The sequence below is a fragment of the Scandinavium sp. NPDC088450 genome (assembly GCF_044900545.1).
Lineage (GTDB): Bacteria > Pseudomonadota > Gammaproteobacteria > Enterobacterales > Enterobacteriaceae > Scandinavium.
On sequence record NZ_JBJDNI010000001.1, the window covers coordinates 277,654 to 293,624 of the forward strand.

Genomic DNA, 15,971 nt, shown 5'->3' on the forward strand with positions numbered 1-15,971 from the left:
TGATTAATTAAAAAAACACCTTCTTTTGGCAAAGAAGGTGTTTGTCATTATCGAAAAGCGCGGCTGTTATTCGGCGCGACGTTTGCGGCCGGTGGCGTGAGCGTGGTTAACCTGAGTTTCCGAATCGCCCTCGATAAGGACTTTTTTCTGATTGGACAGCTTGTAGTTCAAGCCAAGGATATGACGTGCCTGACGGTTCGATTTCATTCTGACTCCTTTAATCCTGTGAATGGTTTCAAGGCCAACACCGGCGAGGCCGGTCGAAATGTTACCCATAGAGCAGGTGAATCATTGCCTGCGAGATTGATAGTTGACCATTCTGCGCAAAATAGCAACACAGCCCGTCCGTTTCAGGAACTCTCCGAGGGTTTAACCCTTTGTGCGACCGTCATCCGACCGCCATTTCCCTGGACTATGCTGATGATTCGCTCTTTTTGTGTTCAACCCGATCCAGCCATGAGGTCCGTCGATGAAAGTTTTAGGTTATGCCGCACAAAACCCAACGACGCCGCTAGCGCCGTTTTCCTTTGAACGCCGCGAACCGCGTCCTGACGATGTGGTTATCGAGGTGCTTTACTGTGGCGTTTGTCACTCTGACTTGCATCAGGCGCGCAACGACTGGGGATTCAGTACTTATCCCATCGTGCCGGGGCATGAAATTGTCGGCAAGGTGGTGGCAGTTGGTGACAGGGTCACTAAATTCAAACCCGGCGAACTGGCGGCGATTGGCTGTATGGTCGATTCCTGCCGGGTTTGTTCTCCGTGTAAGGAAGGGCTGGAACAGTACTGCGAGGAAGGCAACGTCCAGACTTATAACGGCCAGGACCGCCACGATCACCAGACAACTTACGGCGGTTACTCGCAAACCATACTTGCCAGCCAGGACTTTGTTTTGCGAATTCCGGAAGGGTTGGATCTGAAAGGTGCCGCGCCACTGCTGTGTGCGGGCATTACTACCTGGTCGCCACTGCGCCACTGGAATATTGATGAAAGTAGCAAAGTTGCAGTGATCGGGCTTGGCGGCCTGGGGCATATGGGGCTGAAGCTGGCCCATGCACTGGGTGCTGAAGTCACGCTATTCACACGTTCACCGGGGAAAGAAGCAGATGCCCGTCGTCTGGGCGCGCACAACGTGGTGTTGTCTACCGACAGCGAGCAGATGGCCTCGGTCAGGAACCAGTTCGATCTGATTATCGATACCGTGCCGTATGAGCATGATATCAACCCGTATCTGCCCACGCTGGCGCTGGATGGCACGTTGGTGTTTGTCGGTTTGCTTGGCGATACGCCTGAATTTAATACTATTCCGATGCTGGTTAATCGCCGTTCAATCGCCGGTTCCGCAATTGGTGGCATCGCCGAAACCCAGGAGATGCTGGATTTCTGTGCAGAGAAAGGCATTGCGGCGGACGTCGAAGTTATCGACATCCAGCACATTAACGAAGCCTATGAACGCCTGCTGAAAAGCGATGTGAAATACCGCTTTGTGATTGATATGGCCTCATTGCAGGCGAGCTGAGCAGCGTGTTCTATACTTATTAGCCCAATGGAAAGAGGAGAGAACGATGACAATCCATAAGAAAGGTCAGGCTCACTGGGAAGGGGATCTGAAGCGCGGTAAAGGGACAGTCTCTACAGAAAGTGGAGTGCTGAATCAACAGCCGTATGGCTTTAACACCCGCTTTGAAGGGGCAAAGGGCACCAATCCGGAAGAGCTGATTGCCGCCGCCCACGCCGCCTGTTTCTCGATGGCGCTGTCACTGATGCTCAGTGAAGCGGGCCACACCGCCACGTCAATTAACACCGAAGCGACAGTCTCGCTCGATAAAGTAGATGCAGGATTCGCCATCACCAAAGTCGCGCTGCAAAGTAAGATTGCGGTGCCGGATATCGACGCGGGCAAATTTGATGAAATCATTCAGAAAGCCAAAGCCGGTTGCCCGGTATCACAGGTGCTGAAAGCTGAGATCACTCTCGATTATCAGCTGAACTAAATGGGCTGATTGCCGGGTGGCGCTTGCGCTTACCCGGCCTACTGACACAGGCCGCTGAGTATCAATTCCGGGGCAATCAATTATGACGCCAACAGAACAAATCGACCAGCTAATTGCCAGTTTGGGCGACTGGCGAGGAGAAATGTTGGCTCACATTCGCGCCTGTTTTCTGGCGGCAGACGATAACGTCACTGAGGCCTGGAAGTGGATGGGAAGCCCTACCTGGGTTCTGAATGGCAATCTGGCGGTGGCGAATGCGCATAAAGAAAAGGTGAAGGTGACTTTTTCCCATGGCGCGAAGCTTGACGATCCGGATAAGCTGTTTAACGCGGGTCTTACCGGCAACCAGTGGCGGGCACTTGATATCGCTGAAGGGGACAAGCTGGATAAAGCGGCGCTGGTGGCGATGGTACGCCGCGCCATTGAGTTTAATCGGCAAAAATGAGTGGCTATGTCTGAGATGAAAACCCTAAGTTCGCAGGAGATTTACGCGAATCAGTGGATGCGCCTGAAAGAGGATCGCATCGAGCGAGCAGATGGGTCGCAAGGCGTTTATTCCGTGATTGAAAAACCTGATTTCGCCGTTATTGTGCCGGTATTCGAAGGCACTATCTGGGTTGTTGAGCAGTTTCGCTATCCGCTCGGCAAAAGGACAATTGAGCTTCCGCAGGGCTCATGGGAACTGAGCCCGGACGCCGACCCTATTGCTGTGGCTCGCGGTGAACTGGCGGAAGAAACCGGTCTGTTGGCGCAAAAAATGGAACAAATTGGCTACCAGAAACTGGCTCAGGGCTATTCCAGCCAGGGGTATCACATCTGGCTGGCAACGGATTTTGTCCCCGGCTCGCAAAGCCTTGATGCAGAAGAGGTCGGCTTAACCTGCCGTCAGATGCCTGTTTCAACATTCGAAGCGCTGATTGCTGAGGGCAAAATCAGTGACGCAACTTCTGTGGCAGCGTTTTTGCTGGCAAAGCTAAAAGGTTTTGTGTGACATTGTCACCTTTATGTTATTGACCTCAACCGGCTCAGACTGAACGCTATAGCTGCGCCGGAAGCCAATACTGCCACCCATAAACTCATTCTTACCGCTTGTTCTTCCAGTACCAGCGAGCCATGACTCGCCAGTATCGCCAGCAGAACCCCGACGATAGCAGCCCCGATACATTGACCAAACGTACGCGCTATCGCCAACACGCCGGAGGCATAACCGCTGTGCTCCCGTGCCACATTCGACAGCATTTCCCGGTTGTTCGGGCTCTGGAAACAACCAAATCCCATCCCACAAATCAGGCTACGAAGCCCGACATCCCACGCGGCAGCATGATCCGGAAGCGTTGCCAGCAAGCCTAATCCCGCGACAAAGACCAATAGCCCGCAGGTTGAGATAAGTGACGGCGAATACTTGTCGGCTAAGCGACCGGCATGCGGGGCAACCAATACAATCCCGACAGGCCACGGCGTAAACAGTAAAGCTGAAGTTAGCGCGTCGTAGCCATAGACACTCTGAAACAGGAAAGGCAGCGCGATAAAAGTTATCCCCTGGCTTATAAATGACGCCAGAGACGTCAGCACGGCCAGCGAAAAGCGACCGTTGGTGAAGATGACGGGCGGCAACAACGGCTTGGCTGCTCGTCGGATTTGCCAGATGAATGCAAAGCCACTGACTACGGTCAACAACGCCCAGCACAGAATGGCGGTATTGAATGAGTGCACCTGCGAAAAGCTGTTTGCCGTCATGATCAATGAGCCGAGCAGAATGGCTGAAAACACCGCTCCTGCAGTATCAAAAGGCTCATTACGAGACGGCGGCGCATGAGGAATCGCTTTCTTCGCCAGATAGAGCGCGACGACTCCGGGCACGATATTGATAGCAAACAGTGATTGCCAACCCAAAGTTTCCAATAAACTCCCGCCAATGACCGGTGAAATAGCGGTACTCGCCGCAATCAATAACGCATTCAAACCCAGAATTCGCCCCAGTAAGCGCCCCGGAAATATCGAACGCAGAATAGCGGGAGCAATACTTAATGTGGCTGCACCGCCTATGCCTTGAATCACTCGCATCGTGAGTAGCATGTCGGCGGAGGTGGCCAGCGCGCAACCCAGCGAAGAGAGGGTAAAGACGCTCAATCCAAACAGGAACACCGGACGAAAACCTAAGCGAGTCGCCAGCGCAGCAAAGATGGCAAGCGTCATCGCCGCAGAAAGCAAATAGCCATTAGCAAACCAGACGGCGACGGTTGCGGAGACTTGCAGTGAATGCGCCATTCCGGGAAGGGCAATGTTGATCATCGATCCATCAAAGACCGCCATCACGGTGGATGTCATCACGGCAGCCATCACGCTGGCGCGAGCTTTACCCGGCAGGCCTTCATCGCCCGGTTGGTCGGAAAATAGTTCCATTGTGAACTCCTGAATACTGGTGTTTTGTTGCAGGAACTATAATCATGGAGGTCATAAGGCGGAAGGCGCATGGATTGCACTTTATAGTTGCATTGAACGCCATCTCTTAACGTAAAGGAAAATGATGTCCGATCCTGATTTCAATTTGCTCATCGCGCTCGACGTGCTGCTGACTGAAGCGAGCGTTGCGGCAGCTGCACGTCGTCTGAATTTGAGCTCCTCGGCGATGAGCCGCACACTCAGCCGTTTGCGCGATGTTACCGGCGACCCGATTTTAGTGCGTGCTGGGCGCGCGATGGTGCTGACGCCCTGGGCTGAAGCAACACGCGACAGAGCGAGAAACGCCGTGCAGGAGGCAAGGGCGGTGTTGCTGCCTTCCTCCGAAACTTTCAGTGTTCAGAACCTTGAGCGCCTGTTTACCGTGCGTGCAAACGATGGCTTTGTGGTGGCTTTTGGCCCTCCTTTAATCGCCGCCATTGCGCAAGCTGCCCCTAACGTCTGTTTGCGTTTTGCACCTAAGCCCGAGAAAAATTCACGCTATTTACGTGAAGGATTGGTCGACCTTGAAATCGGCGTTCAGAGCAATATGGGCCCCGAAATTCGTCTCCAGCGTCTGTTCGAGGATCGCTTTATTGGCGCGGTTCGTAAAAATCATCCTTTGGCTTTGCAGCCGTCAGTCAGTCTTGAGGATTACACTGCCTGGGGCCATGTCGTTGCCGCCCCGGATGGCACGGTAAGTGGATTTGTTGATGAGGCACTGGCGGGTCTTGGGCTGACTCGCAAAGTAGCAAGCGTTGTGCCAGGCTTTCCAACAGCATTATCGGTAGCGCTTGCGTCGGATTTAATTGCGCTGGTGCCAGCGTTGTATCTGATTAATCAACAGATGACCGACAAGCTGCATGTTTTTGAATTACCGTTTAAAACCCGAAGTTTTACCGTGTCGCAGATGTGGCATCCCCGCATGGAAAGGGACCCGGCGCATCGCTGGCTTCGTCAAACAATAGTGGACGTGTGCCAGCGTCAATTTAAAGAGAAACAGGGGCTCTGAATGCTCGACTTTATTACTCATATGTTGGTTGATACGCCGCTGTGGGTTTATGCGCTGTTTCTGTTTTTACTGTTCAGGGGAATAAAAGCCCGGCGGCCTGCAACGGTGACGCTGCCAAAGCTGGCGATCATTCCGCTGATCTTCCTGTTTTGGGATCTCTACGATCTGCTGATTTACCGACACCTTAGCGTGTCGATTGTTCTGCTGTGGATTGGTGTGCTGTTTATTGGCGCGTTACTGGGATACATGTTGATTCGTCCTGAACGTATTACCCGTGGAACTGAACCTGGAACACTGCATCGGCAGGCTGATTATTCCGCCTTACCGCTAATGATGACGGCGTTTGCCATCAAATATGTGTTCGGCGTCATGGCGGCCGTCGCGCCTGCAACTATGCACAAGCCCATCATGAGTGGAACGGCGGTAGTGGTCGGCGGATTATTTGCGGGGAGCTTTATTGGCAAATTTACGCGTTATTGCCGATGCTATTTTGCAGAGGGGCAAAAAGGGTAATTAGGACGATTCGGGGGCAAACTTTTTGGTTTTCTCAGTGGCGCAGTCTACATTCATTTATTGATAAAGTAGCCATACTTTGGCTACCAGTACGATCAGGAAAAATAATGACAATTCATCGTAATACGTTTGCTGCAGCCGCTGTGCTTTCGCTGTTCAGCACTTATGCTTGTGCCGAGGCCGATCTCGGTTCTATCGATCTCTTTTCCAGTCAAAATAAAGAAAGCCCGGTTCCGAAAGGCTTTGTCGTCGGGGCCGCAACAATTAGCGGACAGGCTCGTTATCAGGGGCAAGATAACTCAACCTATTTTATTCCTGGCGCGCTCTATTTTGGCGACCAGCTCATGTATCTCGGCGATCGTGCTCGCTACTATTTTCACGTTGATGACAACTATGCGCTTTATGGCTATGGCCGTTATCGCTTCGGCAACCTCGATCCAGGTGATGCCGACCAGCTGCACGGCATGCACAAACGAAAAGGGGAGTTTGAAGCGGGTGCAGGGGCAACGCTTATCACGCCTTATGCACTCCTGACGGCACGTTTTGCCTCTGACGTGACAGGCCGAAGCAACGGACAAGAACTGCTTTTATGGGCCGATTTCCCCATCGTGAAAGATAATTTATTAGTGATGCCGGGCATGGGGATGATGATCCGCAGTGACAAGATGGCGAACTACTATTTCGGCGGCGTTTCTTCTTCTGAAGCCACACCGCAGCGCAAAGAATGGGACACCGGCACCACGTTTTCGCCAATGGCGGCAGTGATCACCAGCTACCGTTTCAGCCCAAACTGGGTTGGCTTGTTTGCGGCGAACTATGAGTTTTACGACAAAGATATTGCCGACAGCCCGATCGTTCAGCATAACGGCGAATGGTATGTCATTGCTGGCGTTGGCTATACCTGGTAAAGCACCGTCGCCATCACAGGAGGTATGACACTTAATGAAGATCATATTTTCTCCACTCCTCCTGCTGGTGGCTCTTATCCTGCCTGAAAAAAGTTTTGCTGCACCTGACGGCAGCCGCATCCGCCATCGGGCAAATGCAGTGCTTAGCCTGATGAGCTATACCGTTGTGCCGGACGTCACGGCGAGTGATCTCAATATCGGCAGTGGTTCCAATGAAAAAAACGAACTGGATATCACCCAGTTTGGTGGCGGGGCTACACTCAGCGACAGCTTTCCTTTGTATCTCGAAGGTACGATGGGTTACAGCCGCTTCGACCCTAGCTTTGTGTTATCTGACGGAACGGAAAGCCGCAAAATCCCCACCAAATGGAACAGCCTGACCGCCACGGGCGGCATAGGCTGGGATTTTAAACTCTATACCGACAAATGGGGCGGCAACCTGGTGTTGCGCCCGATAGCCAACTTTATGCTGGGAACCATGGCCAGCGATGTTCGTATCGGCAGTGCCGTTATCGAGCGGCGGCGAGATGCCGATTATCAGTTTCTTAATGGTGGGCGACTCAATGCCTACGGTCTTGGCGGATCGTTAATGCTGGATTATGAGCTGATATCAGCCCCACAGGATATTGATGTCGAACTTCGTTATTCCAGTATGAGCCTGCAAACCTTTGGCAGCACATCTGACGTGGTGCAAGGCGAAGCCTATGCGCAGAACCTCGGACTCTATCTGCGCCGCCGTGCACCGATTTCTGACTGGACGTTGCTCAAAAGCCCGGTGCGTTATGTTCTTGAAGGGGCGCACACCGAATACCTCGGCGATCAACGCGGGGAGTTAGGTTTTAACAGCCTGAGCTCGCTCGGATTAGGGATCGAAATCGACAGCAGTAAATATCCGGTGTTTATCACCCGAACCCGACTCGTTGCCCGCTACATGTTTGGTGAAAATACCAGTGGGTACGGTGTCGGTTTGGCGATGAGTTTCTAACAATATTGTTGTGCAAAAATCCGGCAACGCTGCTTGCATAAACGAAGGGCAGGAGTGGTGAGGATTGGCAGAATTTACACAGCAACGCCATTTTCAATATTCTTTTTATAAAACAATTGGTTAAACTCATTGTTTTGCCTTTTTTCTCTTTTTTTGATTTTTTTAGCAATATTTCACTCGCTCATACGTCTACCTCAGCACGAACACATTTTGAAAGAGAGAGACAACATGAGAAATTTTGATATGCACGATCACCATCACCCCCATCATCGTCGTGGTTTCGGCGGCCACCGAATGGCTAAACCTTTACTGATCGGCGCGGCACTGTTTGTGGTGCTTGGCCTGTTGGTGATGTCTTTATGGAACGCCTTGCTGCCTGCCATCATCGGCGTGAAAACCATTGGATTCTGGCAGGCATTAGGCTTGTTAGTTCTGTGCCGCATTCTTTTTGGTGGACTGGGTTTCCGCCCGGGTATGTTCGGTGGCATGCGTCGCCGTATGCACGAACGCTGGATGCAAATGACGCCGGAGCAGCGTGAAGCCTTTATGCAGCAGCGTCGTGAAGGGTTCGGTCGTCATGGGCATCGCGGTCACTGCGGCTGGCATTCACACGGTGAAGACAAACCGCAGACGCCGCCACAGCCTGAAGACGCTCAACCAAAAGCACCAAACGCTGAGTGAGTGACATGAAATCGGGCGCAGCGGGGCAGTCGTTACTGATTTCAGCACTGAATAGCTGCCGGTCACGGGTCTCCGCTTTTATCCGTGGCCGAACCGCCGTTCGTGAAGATGCGGACGATATTTTGCAGGAAATCACCTATCAGCTGATCAAAGTCGAACAACCGGTGGAGAATGTTGCCGCCTGGCTGTTCCGCGCAGCGCGTAATGAATTGACCGACAGAGCTCGTAAAAAGCAGGAGCTGCCGCTTTCTGGATTGTTCACCACGGAAGACGATGCTGATTACCCGGAAAACGAAATTGCTGAAACGCTGTTTGGCACGCCGCAAACGCCGGAAGATGACTATCTGAAAACGTTGCTGTGGGATGAGGTCAACGAAGCGCTGGCCGAATTGCCGACCGCACAGCGTGAAGTATTCGAACAAACCGAGCTTTATGGCCTGAGTTATAAGGAACTGGCAGAAGAAACGGGGGACAGCGTTCAGGCATTACTTTCCCGCAAACATAAAGCCGTGCTTTATTTAAGAACGCGATTGCGTACGGTTTATGACGAGATAACGGCGGACTAAAAGAGCAGGGCGAAGACAACTTCGCCCTGTCTGATTAACTTCCCCAGCGGTTCCTGAGGTAATCCACCGCTTGCTGAGTTTGCGGCTGATTGAGGTTATTTTCTCGGAACAAAATAGTGCCGCTGATGTTAGGCAATGACTCATTGAGGTCGAGCTGTTTTTTAAGCTCCGGCACGCCACCGCCCACCATCCAGTCAGGTTCATTCTTCGACGGCATGCCCACTTTATACAGCGCAATGCCGATATACAGCCGGGTATGCGTCGGTTTCACCACATCGGCCCACCATTTAGCCAACACATCGTAACGTGCAGCATCACGGGCGAAAGGCCAGTAAAGCTGAGGCGCAATGTAGTCCAGCCATCCTTGTTGAACCCAGCGACGGGTATCGGCATACGATTCGTCATAAGCCTGAGCGCCGCGCGTGTCTGAACCTGCGGGATCAAATGAGCGATTGCGCCAGACACCCGCCGGGCTCACGCCGAACTGCACGTTAGGATTGAGCTGTTTAATGCTGCGCGACACCTGCGAAATCAGCAGCTCGGTGTTATGCCGCCGCCAGTCGGCCTTCGAGGCAAAACCCTGGCCGTATTGACGGAAGGTCTGGCTGTCGTTCAGCGCCGAGCCTGGCGACTCAGTATAGAAGTAGTCATCGAACTGCACGCCGTCGACCGGATAACGCGACACCACTTCGGACACGATACTGGTGATCCAGTCCCGCGCTTCAGGGATGCCTGGGTCAAGAACATAGCGATCACCAGACACTCTGATCCAGTCGCGATGCGCGACAAACACGCTTGCCGGATGCAGCGAAATCGTGCGATTGAGCGCCGCCGTTGTCCCGGGCTTGATGTTGGTCGAAACGCGATACGGGTTAAACCACGCATGCACTTTCATGCCGCGTTTATGTGCTTCGTCGAGCATGAACATCAGCGGATCGTAACCCGGGTCCTGACCAATCGTGCCGGTCAGCATATCTGACCACGGTAAAATCTGCGACGGCCACAGCGCGGTGCCATCCGGCTTCACCTGGAAAAACACGGTGTTAATGCCGAGGCTTTTGAGCTTATCGAGCTTATCGGTCAGCGCTTTCTTTTGCATGGCGGCGCGAGCAGCCGGGTCGCTCACATTCACTGAGGGAATGGGTGGCCAGTCTAGACGCGAGACAGTGGTCAACCACACGCCACGTACGGGTTCGTGGTCAGAGAATGATTTATCGGGCAGCGGATGTTTGGCTACCGGCGGCAGCGGCGTCACCAGTGATTTTGGTGGTTTAGAGCCGCAGCTCGCAAGCACCAGCGCAGTCACAATCAAAAGGCTGGTGCGGATTAAGGGAAGGCGACGTGTGCTGATGATGGTATCCCTACATTTATCAGGCATGAGCTGGAAACGATATTTTGGTCCTATTCTCAGAACAGAGCAAGCCGTCCGGTGCATTGCTCAGTGCGTCTTACCCTCCGAATCTTATTTATCGGAACCTTGCGGATAATGTGGATTGTTATTCAACCAGTTTAACGCCATCTGACGCTGTTCTTCCGTCACGATGCCGTCAGGATTACCGTCGAGGCCGTAGCGCTGAGTCTGGGTAGCTAATGCCAGCTGATAGGGAATAGTGCGTGTGTAACGCTTCAGCGCTTTGGCGATTTCCACCCCGGGAAAATCAATGTCACGGCGGCTGGCATCGGCAATCAGCTCCTGCATAATACCGCTTTTCATCGGCAGCGGTGGATCCCTGTCAAAAAGCAGAGGCCAGCTTTCACGCAGCAGGATGGCACGTTGAGACTTATCCAAAATCAATACCCGTCGCTATCTGTTTGTTTTTAACAGTATAAAACAAAGATGCGTGGGGCGTAGTGGATGGGGAGAGACGACTTTTGGTAGGTATTTGGGCTATTGCTGCGCATTACGTTGGATAGACTGAAGTAGCGTGTCGAGCAGGCCAGGGAAACGGGCGTCGAGATCTTCGCGGCGAAGCGAAATCATATTCTCTCTGCCTTGCGGACGCTGCCAGATAACGCCGCTGTCGCGCAGAACGCGCCAGTGGTGGGTCATCGTCGATTTCGCCACGTCCTGGCGCAGCGCGCCACAGCTCAATTCACTCCCATCGGCCAGGGTTTTTACTATCTCCAAACGCAGCGCATTGCCCAATGCAAAAAGGACATTTTCAAGGCGGATTTGTTCACGTTCTGGATGGTTGGCGATCATACTGTTCCTGTGTCTGCGGGCGCGGTGGGTGGCCGGTAATATACCGAAAGCCCACGGTGAACGCCATGCGAGAAGCCACCGCCTTGTCGATAGCTACGATAGATAAAATAGTTCGAATATACTCGTACAGTTGTACTATTATAGACGCCGTGAATGAAGAGCGGCCACTTCCGGCCGTTCACTACCCGTCAACTGACTAAGGACGCATCATGCCCCGACCCATCCCTCTCGAACGTTATCGCAACATCGGTATCTCCGCGCATATCGATGCCGGTAAAACAACCACCACTGAGCGCATTCTGTTTTACACCGGAATGAGCCACAAACTGGGTGAAGTACACGATGGCGCGGCAACCACCGACTGGATGGCACAGGAGCAGGAGCGGGGGATAACTATCACTTCCGCCGCAGTTAGTGCCTTCTGGCCGGGCATGGACCGGAACTTTGAACCGCACCGGATCAACATCATCGACACCCCGGGCCACGTGGATTTCACCATTGAGGTGGAACGTTCCATGCGCGTGCTCGACGGCGCGGTAATGGTCTATGACTCCGTGGGCGGCGTGCAGCCGCAGTCTGAAACCGTATGGCGGCAGGCGAATAAATACCACGTGCCGCGCCTGGCGTTCGTCAACAAAATGGATCGGCCCGGCGCGGACTTCTTCCGCGTCGTGCAGATGATGAAGGACAGATTGAAAGCTAACCCGGTGCCGATTGTCATTCCCGTCGGCGCAGAAGAGCATTTCAGCGGCGTGGTGGATCTGATCAAAATGCGAACCATTCACTGGGATGATGAAACCCAGGGAATGACGTTCAGCTACGGTCCGGTGCCAGACGATTTACTGGAAACCGCTCAGTTGTGGCGCGAGAAAATGATCTCCGCAGCGGCGGAAGCCAATGAAGCGCTGATGGATAAATATCTGGAAACCGGCACGCTGGATGAAAGTGACATTGTCACAGGTCTGCGTCAGCGCACCATCGCCGGTGAAATTCAGCCAATGCTGGCGGGAAGTGCCTTTAAAAATAAAGGTGTACAGCGAATGCTGGATGCGGTCGTCGAGCTGATGCCGTCGCCGCTGGATGTTCCGGCCATTGATGGAATTGATGAAAAAGGGCAACCGGCGGAGCGCCACCCGAGCGACGATGAGCCGTTCTCGGCGCTGGCGTTCAAATTGATGACCGATCCGTACGTCGGCCAACTGACCTTTATTCGCGTTTATTCGGGCGTTTTGAGGAAAGGCGATGCGGTGTATAACCCGGTCAAAGGCAAGAAAGAGCGTATTGGTCGGATCGTGCAGATGCATGCTAATGACCGGCATGAGGTCGACGAGTTGCGAGCCGGTGATATTGCTGCCTGTGTCGGGCTGAAAGACGTGACCACCGGCGACACGCTTAGCGACCCGGATAAGGTGATCACCCTTGAACGTATGGAGTTCCCGGAACCGGTAATTTCGCTCGCTATCGAGCCGAAAACCAAAGCCGACCAGGAGAAAATGGGCATCGCGCTGCAACGGTTAGCATCGGAAGATCCGTCTTTCCGGCTACATACCGATGAAGAGTCCGGTCAGACCATCATTTCCGGGATGGGCGAACTGCATCTGGAAATCATCGTCGACAGGATGAAACGCGAGTTTGGCGTGGAGGCCAATATTGGTCGTCCGCAGGTGACCTACCGGGAGACTATCCGCAACGCGGTGAAGGAAATCGAAGGTAAGTTTGTGCGTCAGTCCGGCGGGAAAGGGCAGTACGGTCATGTTGTACTGTCGCTGGAGCCACTTGAACCCGGCAGCGGTTTCGTTTTTGAAGACGCAACAAAAGGTGGCGTGGTGCCGCGCGAGTACATTCCTTCGGTGGAAAAAGGCCTGCGTGAAGCCATGAACAACGGCGTGCTGGCGGGATACCCGGTGGTGGACGTCAAAGCCACGCTGACGTTTGGTTCATACCATGACGTCGATTCGTCGGAAATGGCATTCCGCATGGCGGCCATCTTTGGTTTCAAAGAGGGAGCGCGTAAGGCGGAGCCGGTGATTCTCGAGCCGGTCATGCATGTGGAAGTGGAAACACCGGAGGATTACGCCGGGAATATCATGGGCGATTTATCCTCCCGACGCGGGATGGTCCAAGGCATGGAAGAGCGGTTTGGCAGCCAGATAATCCGCGCCGACGTGCCGCTGGCCGAGATGTTCGGCTATTCCACCACCCTGCGATCGATGTCTCAGGGCCGGGCCACATACAGCATGGAGTATCATCATTATGCCGAAGCCCCACGCAACGTGGCGGACGAGATAATCGCTAAACGGGCGAAAGCCTGACCTAAAGCGGCAGTGTCCTTCGGGAGGCTGCCGCTTTTTTATGTTAAAGGGCAGGGAAGTCAGCACCCTCTGTTGCGCCAGGCTTTTAGAGTCAGTAAGGTGGACGAAATTTTCAAGTAATCTTAAATCAGCAGGAAAAAGCATGACTGGCCAGCCCTCAAAAGATCCGTTACACGGCATCACTCTGGAAGCATTACTCAACACACTGGTCGCCCGATATGGCTGGAACGAGCTGGCAAAGCGCATCAATATCAATTGCTTCAAAAGCGACCCGAGCATCAAATCAAGCCTGAAATTCCTGCGTCGTACGCCTTGGGCCCGCAAAGAAGTTGAAGAGCTGTATATCGATTCGCTTGAGGATGTGAGGGATGCTGAAGAAAATCCTCCGGCGGAAAACCCTTGGGCGAACTGGCAGGCGAAAAAGACCGAACAGTAATTTGGCAGCAACTGGCCTCAGAATCTGAAGAACCAACGGTTTGTTATCCGTTGGATTTTTTATATTCCGTAAAGAAAACCGGGCTGTCAAAAGCAGGCATGTGAGGTTACAGGTTTCCCGACGGCGACCACTTTTTGGCTTTCAGGATCGACGTTGAGCACAATCGATCGCATTTGAGGACAGAGGAGCTCCAGATTCTTTTTGCTGCACTCGGTTTGCAGCCATCGATGAACACCGTCGTCCATCTGTACGCTATTGAGCGTCGCACCGGGACTGCATTCAAATCCTTGTCCCGTCGCTTTGAGTCTTGCAGCATCCAGACTCATGCCAACCAGTTTCATCTCATCGACATCCCTGGTATGCGCTTCGGAAGAAACGCGGGTCAGTGAACAATTTGTCAGAACGAAAGCGAGAGGTAAGAAGTGAAGTGTGTTGCGTCGTTTTTTGTTGAGCATCGGCGGAATAAGTCAGGTTGTTGTGTTTCAACTGATTGTTGCTGGTAGTGTGCCACTGAGCAAGAAGTAAAACGTTGAGCTCGATTGAAGATGAGGGAAGTGCAGCGTTGGGCGGAATCATAGGGAGGTTTTACTGTCTGGGTACTCTTAGATATCATTTAACATAATATACATTATGCGCACCAACATAGTATCAGGCAGAATCCAGCGTTTTGCGGTCATCCTTGGCCTGGTCGCTGATGGCCTCTGAATGCTCTTTTCCTGCGCAGACACACACTGGCCATCTGCTCATTATTTTCTGATAACACGTTCACGGTATCCTCACTGCAGATCGTACACATTGTTCCACCTGCTCGTCTCCATCTTCGACTGGCTTTCTGACATTGACGTCGTATGCAATGTCTCTGTAATCATCTGAATGTTGAATGCTATACTCTGCATAACTTTTTTGTGATGAATTAAACCATCAGATTTTAAAATGTTGACCACAATGTCAACTCAAGGCTGGCGCAACATGATTAACTTACATAATTTTCGAAAATTCGACCTTAACGTCATTCCGATATTTTTAGCGACCTATAAGCATTCCAGTATTAAAAAAGCGGCTCAGGAGTTGGACACCTCTCCCTCCAATGTCACCCAAAGCATCAATAAGCTGAGAAAACATTTTAACGACCCGCTTTTTGTCCGCGTTGGCCAGGGGATCGAACCGACTGTGTTTTGTGCCCAACTGCATTCAGCTTTGTTGGCAAGTTTTAGTGATCTGTACGGTTCTGTGTTCAGTGAAGATGCCCGTGAAGAGATTGTTATCTATTCCCCTGATGCACCAATGCTTGATTTTATTAACAAATACTCTGAGGCACCGGATACCGACTCGTTACCCAAGATAACGCACATCAGTGCAGTTGTTGATGCCAATATGGCCACTGAGCTTTTCTCATTCAGAAAGGCAGACATCATCATTACCCATGAAAAAATGTTCAGCCCTGGTGTTATCAGTCACAAACTCTATAAAATGCGGGGATTCATTGCCTATAGCAGCCAGCATCCCCAAAAGGCGGCGTTGACTGATTTAAAGAACAACACTCAGGTGCTTCTTGAGACCCCTTGGGTGACCATCAACAACAACAGCCACTCCTATTTCCAGTCTATTCGAAAAAACAATCCAGTGATTGCCGATATTATTAAACATCGCAAAAAAGTGGTATTCGAAAGCAATGTGCACAATCTCAATCTGTTTTTTATTGAGAAAAATAATGCCATCGGATTTATTTCTGAGATTTTGTATGAAAACATGAGCGAGAGCAGTCGTCAGAAAATTAGCTTACTCCCTGGCCCGGAACTGGAAATTGATATTTACATCAATTATAGATCCAGTGAAGCGAATTTATTGAAAGTGATAGATATTTTCAAAGGCGCGTTAAAATAGAAAATGGCCCCGCGATGAGCAAGGGCCATTACATTTTA

19 protein-coding genes are annotated in these 15,971 nt (G+C 52.1%); 13 read left to right on the forward strand and 6 right to left on the reverse strand.

Annotated features, from left to right (window positions below; translation table 11 throughout):
- Positions 1–66: 66 nt before the first annotated feature.
- Positions 67–207, reverse strand: a complete 141-nt coding sequence (gene sra, locus ACI2I2_RS01260; RefSeq protein WP_330985096.1) for a stationary-phase-induced ribosome-associated protein — start codon at positions 205–207, stop codon at positions 67–69.
- 262 nt (positions 208–469) lie between these two features.
- On the opposite strand from sra, the gene ACI2I2_RS01265 reads away from it, so the two are divergent.
- The 4 genes from ACI2I2_RS01265 (at position 470) to ACI2I2_RS01280 (ending at position 2,985) form a co-directional block, all read left to right on the forward strand.
- Positions 470–1,519, forward strand: a complete 1,050-nt coding sequence (locus ACI2I2_RS01265; protein ID WP_404656230.1) for an NAD(P)-dependent alcohol dehydrogenase — start codon at positions 470–472, stop codon at positions 1,517–1,519.
- Between the two features lie 46 nt (positions 1,520–1,565).
- Entirely contained in the window at positions 1,566–1,994 is a 429-nt protein-coding gene (locus ACI2I2_RS01270) for an OsmC family protein (protein ID WP_404656231.1), read from the forward strand.
- A gap of 82 nt (positions 1,995–2,076) precedes the next feature.
- A complete protein-coding gene (locus ACI2I2_RS01275) occupies positions 2,077–2,439 on the forward strand; it encodes a DUF1801 domain-containing protein (RefSeq protein WP_404656232.1) in 363 nt (120 codons plus the stop codon).
- 6 nt (positions 2,440–2,445) lie between these two features.
- The gene (locus tag ACI2I2_RS01280) at positions 2,446–2,985 is read left to right on the forward strand and encodes an NUDIX domain-containing protein (RefSeq protein WP_404656233.1); all 540 of its coding nucleotides are present in this window, start codon (positions 2,446–2,448) and stop codon (positions 2,983–2,985) included.
- 11 nt (positions 2,986–2,996) lie between these two features.
- On the opposite strand, the gene ACI2I2_RS01285 is transcribed toward ACI2I2_RS01280, so the two are convergent.
- Positions 2,997–4,397 (reverse strand): MFS transporter, encoded by a 1,401-nt coding sequence (locus ACI2I2_RS01285; RefSeq protein ID WP_404656234.1) that lies wholly within the window; start codon positions 4,395–4,397, stop codon positions 2,997–2,999.
- Positions 4,398–4,521: 124 nt separating this feature from the next.
- On the opposite strand from ACI2I2_RS01285, the gene ACI2I2_RS01290 reads away from it, so the two are divergent.
- The 6 genes from ACI2I2_RS01290 (at position 4,522) to ACI2I2_RS01315 (ending at position 9,098) form a co-directional block, all read left to right on the forward strand.
- Positions 4,522–5,445 (forward strand): LysR family transcriptional regulator, encoded by a 924-nt coding sequence (locus ACI2I2_RS01290; protein WP_404656235.1) that lies wholly within the window; start codon positions 4,522–4,524, stop codon positions 5,443–5,445.
- Positions 5,446–5,958: a hypothetical protein gene (locus tag ACI2I2_RS01295; protein ID WP_404656236.1), complete on the forward strand. Its 513-nt coding sequence runs from the start codon at positions 5,446–5,448 to the stop codon at positions 5,956–5,958. It abuts the gene before it with no gap.
- A 107-nt stretch (positions 5,959–6,065) separates the two neighbouring features.
- Positions 6,066–6,866 (forward strand): MipA/OmpV family protein, encoded by an 801-nt coding sequence (locus tag ACI2I2_RS01300; RefSeq protein WP_404656237.1) that lies wholly within the window; start codon positions 6,066–6,068, stop codon positions 6,864–6,866.
- 34 nt (positions 6,867–6,900) lie between these two features.
- Positions 6,901–7,851, forward strand: coding sequence for a hypothetical protein (locus ACI2I2_RS01305; RefSeq protein WP_404656238.1), 951 nt, complete (start codon positions 6,901–6,903; stop codon positions 7,849–7,851).
- 228 nt (positions 7,852–8,079) lie between these two features.
- Positions 8,080–8,532 (forward strand): hypothetical protein, encoded by a 453-nt coding sequence (locus tag ACI2I2_RS01310; RefSeq protein ID WP_404656239.1) that lies wholly within the window; start codon positions 8,080–8,082, stop codon positions 8,530–8,532.
- Positions 8,533–8,537: 5 nt separating this feature from the next.
- Positions 8,538–9,098: an RNA polymerase sigma factor gene (locus tag ACI2I2_RS01315; RefSeq protein ID WP_404656240.1), complete on the forward strand. Its 561-nt coding sequence runs from the start codon at positions 8,538–8,540 to the stop codon at positions 9,096–9,098.
- Between the two features lie 34 nt (positions 9,099–9,132).
- On the opposite strand, the gene ACI2I2_RS01320 is transcribed toward ACI2I2_RS01315, so the two are convergent.
- The 3 genes from ACI2I2_RS01320 to ACI2I2_RS01330 form a co-directional block, all read right to left on the reverse strand.
- Positions 9,133–10,476, reverse strand: a complete 1,344-nt coding sequence (locus tag ACI2I2_RS01320; protein ID WP_404656241.1) for a glycoside hydrolase family 10 protein — start codon at positions 10,474–10,476, stop codon at positions 9,133–9,135.
- Positions 10,477–10,560: 84 nt separating this feature from the next.
- Positions 10,561–10,887, reverse strand: a complete 327-nt coding sequence (locus tag ACI2I2_RS01325) for a ProQ/FINO family protein (RefSeq protein ID WP_404656242.1) — start codon at positions 10,885–10,887, stop codon at positions 10,561–10,563.
- A 99-nt stretch (positions 10,888–10,986) separates the two neighbouring features.
- Complete coding sequence (locus ACI2I2_RS01330) at positions 10,987–11,301, reverse strand: ArsR/SmtB family transcription factor (RefSeq protein WP_404656243.1); 315 nt, start codon at positions 11,299–11,301, stop codon at positions 10,987–10,989.
- 209 nt (positions 11,302–11,510) lie between these two features.
- Between ACI2I2_RS01330 and fusA the strand changes: the two genes are divergently transcribed.
- The gene (gene fusA / locus ACI2I2_RS01335; protein ID WP_404656244.1) at positions 11,511–13,613 is read left to right on the forward strand and encodes an elongation factor G; all 2,103 of its coding nucleotides are present in this window, start codon (positions 11,511–11,513) and stop codon (positions 13,611–13,613) included.
- A gap of 142 nt (positions 13,614–13,755) precedes the next feature.
- Complete coding sequence (locus ACI2I2_RS01340) at positions 13,756–14,049, forward strand: VF530 family DNA-binding protein (protein ID WP_404656245.1); 294 nt, start codon at positions 13,756–13,758, stop codon at positions 14,047–14,049.
- Between the two features lie 86 nt (positions 14,050–14,135).
- Here the strand turns inward: ACI2I2_RS01340 and ACI2I2_RS01345 are convergent, their stop codons facing one another.
- On the reverse strand, positions 14,136–14,390 hold the full coding sequence (locus ACI2I2_RS01345; protein WP_404656246.1) for a hypothetical protein: 255 nt from the start codon (positions 14,388–14,390) through the stop codon (positions 14,136–14,138).
- A gap of 628 nt (positions 14,391–15,018) precedes the next feature.
- Between ACI2I2_RS01345 and ACI2I2_RS01350 the strand changes: the two genes are divergently transcribed.
- Positions 15,019–15,933: a LysR family transcriptional regulator gene (locus tag ACI2I2_RS01350; protein WP_404656247.1), complete on the forward strand. Its 915-nt coding sequence runs from the start codon at positions 15,019–15,021 to the stop codon at positions 15,931–15,933.
- Positions 15,934–15,971 lie beyond the last annotated feature (38 nt).